This window comes from Sphaerotilus sp. (assembly GCF_013299175.1).
GTDB lineage: Bacteria > Pseudomonadota > Gammaproteobacteria > Burkholderiales > Burkholderiaceae_C > Sphaerotilus.
Window position 1 is genome coordinate 1 of record NZ_JAAFKF010000158.1, and the last position, 5,886, is coordinate 5,886.

The window sequence follows — 5,886 nt, forward strand, 5'->3', positions numbered from 1 at the left end:
GCGCGTGCTGTTCCGCAAGGGTCAGTTGGGCACCTCCGGGTCGGTCGCGTGGGACTTCGACCACCTCGGCATGATCGAGGCCGAGCCGACCGACGCCAAAGCCGGCACCGACCCGGAAATGGCCGCCATCGAAGCCGGTGCGCAGGATCTGGACGCCGGCGACGAGGACGGCACGACGCTGTTCTACACGGCGCCCACCGAGCTGGACCTGGTCAGCCGCGCCCTGCCCGCCCACGGGTTCACGGTGCTGTCCACCAAGCTCGGGTACAAGCCGAAGAACCCGGTCGCGCCGGACAGCCTGAGCGCGGAGCAGTTGGAAGAGGTCGAGGCATTCCTGGCGGCGCTGGATGCCAACGAGGATGTGCAGAACGTGTTCGCGGGGCTGGGCGGATAAGCCCCACCCGCAGTTTCCGCGTGAAATGGTGCCCAGACCACTCCACCCCACTCAGAGGAAAAAATGACCGGCCGCAATCTCCTGAAATTGAATGTCTCCTCATTGATGGGCTGGATCAGCCTCGCTGTGCCGTTCATGGCGCAAGCCGAATCGGTCGAATCACCACCCCTCAAGGCCGGTGACTCGTGGGTATATCAATACACAGTCGAGACGGGTTCATCCGGATGGACCAAAACCAGAAATGAGTTGGCCGTCAATCGCGTCACCGCCGCCAACCTGTACTTGAGCACCAAGCAGAGTGGCTCCACTCAAAATGTGCGGGAATTCGTCATCGGGGCTGACTGGGGGCGGCTGCGCGCCGTCAACGGGAAGGAGACCGTTGTGGCCCGCCCGCTCAAATTCCCGATGACCATCGGGCAATCCTGGGAGCTGCAATACACGGAGCAGAAACCGCCGAACAGCAGGAACAAATATGAAACCCACAACACGAAATATGTCGTTGTCGGCCGTGAGGACGTTGAAGTTCCCGCTGGAAAATTCAGTGCGCTGAAGATCGAGGCCGAAGGCACCTGGCAGGCGGAAGCAGAGCCCGTGAGTCGTGTGGTGCAAGGGGCCGAATCCACCCAGGGAAACACAACGATGATCAGCCAGGTCCAGAATTCAGCCGGCATGGTCAGCACGGGAAGAACCTACAAGGCTTACTGGTATGTGCCAGAGGTGCGGCGATGGGTGAAATCGGTCGAGGAGTATTACACCAGCAATGGCACCAGGAACGAGCGGTACGCCGAGGAACTGGAATCCTACAAGCTCAAGGATTGAGGCTCATGGCGGCGGCGGCAGCGGGCGTGTGCGCTGCTGGTGAGCGGGCAGGAATCGGTGCTGGCTGAGCCTCGGTCCCGACGATGCGCAAGGGCCGGATGATCCGCATTGCCGCTACGTGGCGGGCGTGGTGTTCGGCTACGCGATGGCGAATGGGCAAGGCCACGCCGTGCAACCGCCCTCCGGGGCGCTGCGCACGGAGATCTGGGTGCCAGTGGCCGGTTAATCCAGCGCCCCCAGCACCCCCGCCGCCGCCGCCAGCTTCAGCCGCGCCGCGTGCCACTCGGCCAGACAGCGGATGCGTTCCTGGTGGGCGTCGGCCAGCGCGTTCTGCGTGGACAGCAGCTCCAGGATGTCGCTCACGCCCTTGTCATAGCGCCGTGCCGCGCTGCCGACCGCCGCCTGCGTGGCCTCGACCAGCGTGGCGCTGGCCTGCAGGTTGTCGAGCGCGGCGGTGGCGTCGGCGTGGGCCTTGAGCACCTCCATCGACACCTGCAGCACCACGTTCTGCAGGTTGGCGTCGCTCTGCTCGGCCTGGGCTTGCGCACCGCTGACCTTGTAGACGCGGGCGAAGCCTTCGAACAGCGGGATCGACAGCGCCAGCCCGTAGGTCGTGACGCGGCTGCGGGTGGCGCCGAAGCCCTGGCTGGGCACGCCGTTCACTTGGTCGGCGCGGCTGAACTCCAGCGTCGGCCAGCCCTCGGCGCGGGTGGCGGACACCTTGGCCAACGCGGCCTCGCGCTGCGCCCGGGCGGCACGGATGCCGGGGTGGCCGTCCTGCGCCTCGGCCAGCCAGTGCGCCAGACCCTGCACGGCCGGCGCGTCGGGCGCCTCCAGGTCGTCCGGCAGCGTCACCGGCGCCGTGCCCGGCAGGCCCATCACGTAGGCGAGCACCGACACCGCCTTCGCCTGCTCCCCCCGCGCCCGCTGGGCCGCGAGCTGCGCCCGCGCCAGCGCCGCACGGGCCTGCAGCACGTCGCTGCCCGCCGCCACCCCCCGCGCTTCCCGGCGCTCGGTCGCCTCCAGCGTCGAGCGAGCGACACGCGCCGCCTCGGCGCGGGCACGGTGCGCGGCTTGCGTGGTCACGGCCTCGAAATAGGTGTCCACCACCGCCGACATCAGCTTCTGCAGCGTCGCCTCCTGCGAGGCGATGGCCGCCCGCAGCGACTGGTTTGCCGCGTCCAGGTTGGCGCCCCGTACACCGAAGTCGTAGAGCCGCCACGTCAGGTTGACCGAGCGGTTGGTGCCGACCCGGTCGTCGTCGGGCAGTTCGCTGTCGGCGTAGACCGTGCGGCTGAACAGGCGGTTCACGCCGATGTTGAGCCTGGGCCAATACGCCGCCCGCGCCTCGCCGACCGTGCCCGCCTGCACCCGGATCGCCGCCCCGGCTGCGCGCGCCTGCGGGTTGAGACACAGCGCGGTGTGCATCGCCTGCGCCAGCGACAGCGGCCCGCCCGGTGTCAGCGCCTCGCTGCAAGGGGCGGCGACCGGCTCCGCAGCGGATTCGACCAGCCGCGGCACCGCCAGCGGGTTCTCCAGCCGCTCGGCCAGTGCCGAAGTCGCGGCAGACACCCCCGGCCCGACCAGCACCAGGGCGCACCAACCGACCACCCGCCCGGCGAGCCGCCCGAACTCACCGCTCATTGAGGCTCTCCCGGGCGTGCTGCACCAGCGGCGAGAGCACGTATTCGATCAGCCGCCGCGAGCCGGTCTTGATCTCCACGCTGCCCGACATGCCCGCCGTGATCGGCTGGTCCTGACCCTCGACCCGCAGCACCGGCCGCGCCAGCACCAGCCGGACGGCGTAGATCGGCCCGCGCTTCTCGTCCTGGATGGCGTCGCGGGAGACGTGGGCGATGGTGGCGTCCAGCGTGCCGTACTTGGTGTACTCGAAGGCGTCGATCTTGACCTGGGCGGACTGGCCTTCCTTGACGAAGCCGACATCGCGGTTCTCGATGAAGGCTTCCATCTCCACGCGGGTCTGCTTGGGCACGATCTGCATCAGCGGCTGCGCGGGCGAGACCACGCCGCCGACGGTGTGGGCCGTGAGCTGCTGCACCGTGCCATCGACCGGCGCCGTCAGCTTGAGCAGGTCACCGCGCACGCGCCCCTTGCGCACTTCCTGCTGCGCGGCGGCGGCCTGGCGGCTGGCCTCGGTGCGGGTGTCCTGCGCCGACTTGCGCAGCTCGGCGGTGAGCGCGGTCTTCTGGTGGCGCAGGTCGGCGATCTGGCCTTCGAGGTCGAGCCGGGCCTGTTCCTTCTCCATCCAGGCGTGGCGCGACACGTCGCGGGTCTGCGCCAGCTCGGCGTAGTCGCGGGCACGCTGCGCCACCAGCGGCAGCTCCTGGCCGTAGCGGCGGATCTCGCCATCGAGTCGGGCCGTGCGGGCGGTGTAGTCGCGCCACTGGTCCTGCAGGTGCTGGCGGGTCATCTGCAGGCGCTCCGGGTCGGTGTCGGCCAGCGCCGGGCCGTCGGGCAGCGTCGGCGGCTGGCCGCTGTCGAGCGCGGCCAGCAGCGCGGCCGCGCGTTCGCGCTGCAGCGTCGCGGCCTGGAACTCGCCCTGCGCCTTGTCCTGCTCGGTGTCGCTCAGGCGCGGGTCCAGCTCGATCAGCACCTCCCCGGCCCGCACCACCTGCCCCTCCTCGACGTGCAGCGCCAGCACCCGCGCCACCTCCAGCGCCCCGACCGTCTTGGTCCGGCCATTGGGGATGACCTTGCCCTGGGCGTTGACCACGATGTCGGTGCGCCCGATCACCGACCACGCCACCAGCGCCGCCACCAGCAGCATCAGCAGCCACGCCACCCCGCGCCCGGCGGGCGACACGGGTTGCGCCTGCAAGGACAGCGCGGCGGGCAGAAACTCGGCCTCCTCGCTGCGCAGGTCCGGCGGTGTCAGGGCGTCGCGCTGCCGCCAGAAATGTCCCCAGACGCGGCGGTAGCGGGTGACGAGTTCGCCCCACGCCTCGATGCGGTGCTTGAGGCTCATGCGGTCACCCCAGGGCGCTGCGGGCCTTGCTGCAGGGCGTGCAAGTGGGCGTAGATCCCCTTGGGCACGCCGAGCAGTTGCGCGTGGCTGCCGACCTCGACGATCTGCCCGCGCTCCAGCACCACGATGCGGTTGGCCTCGCGCACGGCGGACAGGCGGTGGGCGATGATGAGCACGGTGCGGCCCTGGGCGATGCGGCGCATGTTGTCCTGGATGACCTTCTCGGATTCGTAGTCGAGCGCGCTGGTCGCCTCGTCGAAGATCAGGATGCGCGGGTTGGTGATGAGGGCGCGGGCGATGGCGATGCGCTGGCGCTGGCCCCCCGACAGGCCGGTGCCGTGTTCGCCGACCACCGTGTCGTAGCCCTCGGGCAGCTCGCAGATGAACTCGTGCGCCCCGGCCAACTGCGCCGCCTGGATGACCACCTCGATGGGCAGCGCCGGGTTCGTCAAGGCAATGTTGTCGCGCACCGAGCGGTTGAAGAGCATGTTCTCCTGCAGCACCACGCCGATCTGCTGGCGCAGGCTGGGGGTGTCCACGATGGCGATGTCCTGCCCATCGACCAGCACCCGCCCGCGGTCGGGCACGTACAGCCGCTGCACCAGCTTGGTCAGCGTGCTCTTGCCCGAACCGGAGCGCCCGACGATGCCGATCACCTCGCCCGGCGCGATCTTCAGCGACACCTGGCGCAGCACGTCGGCCGCGTCCGGGCGGTAGCGGAACGACACCTGATCGAACTCGATGGCGCCTTGCAGCCGGGGCAGGCGGGTCTTCTGGCCGGCGATCTCGGTGCGGGCGTTGAGGATGTCACCCAGCCGGCGCATCGACAGGCCGACCTGCTGGAAGTCGTTCCAGAGCTGCGCCAGCCGCAGGATCGGACTCGACACCTGCCCCGCCAGCATGTTGAACGCCACCAGCTCGCCCACGGTGAGCTGCTTGTCGATCACCAGCGTCGCGCCGATCCACATGATGGCCGCCGTCACCAGCTTGCTCACCAGCGTGACGCCGCCGCCCGCGATGGTGGCGACGTTGGTGACGGACAGGCCCGAGGTGACGTAGGCGGCGAGCTGCTGGTCCCACTTCTGCACCCAGCGCGGCTCGACGGCGAGCGCCTTCACCGTGTCGATGCCGCTGATGGTCTCGACGAGGAAGGACTGGTTCTCGGCGCTCTTGTTGAACTTGTCGTCCAGCCGCGCGCGGATGACCGGCGTGAACACCACCGACAGCAGCACGTAGACGGGGATCGACGCCAGCACCACCATCGTCAGCGTCACGCTGTACCAGAGCATCACGCCGATGAACACGAACGAGAACAGCAGGTCCAGCACCAGCGTCATCACGTTGCCGGTGAGGAAGCTGCGGATGTTCTCCAGCTCGCGGATGCGCGCCACCGAGTCGCCGACGCGGCGCGACTGGAAATACGCCAGCGGCAGGTTCAGCAGGTGGCGGAACAGCCGGGCGCCGAGTTCCACGTCGATCTTGCTGCTGGTGTGCGCGAAGACCCAGGTGCGGATGCCGGACAGCAGCGCCTCGAACACCGTCGCGCAGATCAAGCCGACCGCGATGACGTTGAGCGTCTTCATCGCGTGGTTGACCAGCACCTTGTCCATCACCACCTGGAAGAACAGCGGCGTGGCCAGCCCGATGAGCTGCAGCACGAAGGAAATCAGCAGGATCTCCGCCAGCA

General features: G+C 68.9%; 5 protein-coding genes. 2 read left to right on the plus strand and 3 right to left on the minus strand.

The features are described 5' to 3' along the window. Both QZW52_RS18220 and QZW52_RS18225 read left to right on the plus strand, forming a co-directional pair. A partial coding sequence (locus tag QZW52_RS18220; protein ID WP_294001331.1) for a YebC/PmpR family DNA-binding transcriptional regulator occupies window positions 1-394 on the plus strand: 394 nt, incomplete at its 5' end. 63 nt (window positions 395-457) lie between these two features. Further along, a complete protein-coding gene (locus QZW52_RS18225) occupies window positions 458-1,213 on the plus strand; it encodes a hypothetical protein (RefSeq protein ID WP_294001335.1) in 756 nt (251 codons plus the stop codon). Window positions 1,214-1,435: 222 nt separating this feature from the next. Here QZW52_RS18225 and QZW52_RS18230 read toward each other — a convergent pair whose 3' ends face one another. The 3 genes from QZW52_RS18230 to QZW52_RS18240 all read right to left on the minus strand — a co-directional run. Continuing rightward, on the minus strand, window positions 1,436-2,857 hold the full coding sequence (locus tag QZW52_RS18230) for a TolC family protein (protein ID WP_294001338.1): 1,422 nt from the start codon (window positions 2,855-2,857) through the stop codon (window positions 1,436-1,438). Continuing rightward, entirely contained in the window at window positions 2,847-4,199 is a 1,353-nt protein-coding gene (locus QZW52_RS18235; protein ID WP_294001340.1) for an HlyD family type I secretion periplasmic adaptor subunit, read from the minus strand. Before QZW52_RS18235 ends, QZW52_RS18230 begins: the two co-directional genes overlap by 11 nt. Continuing rightward, window positions 4,196-5,886, minus strand: a 1,691-nt coding sequence (locus QZW52_RS18240) for a type I secretion system permease/ATPase (RefSeq protein WP_294001343.1), incomplete at its 5' end; no start/stop codon positions are given. The genes QZW52_RS18235 and QZW52_RS18240, both read right to left, overlap by 4 nt.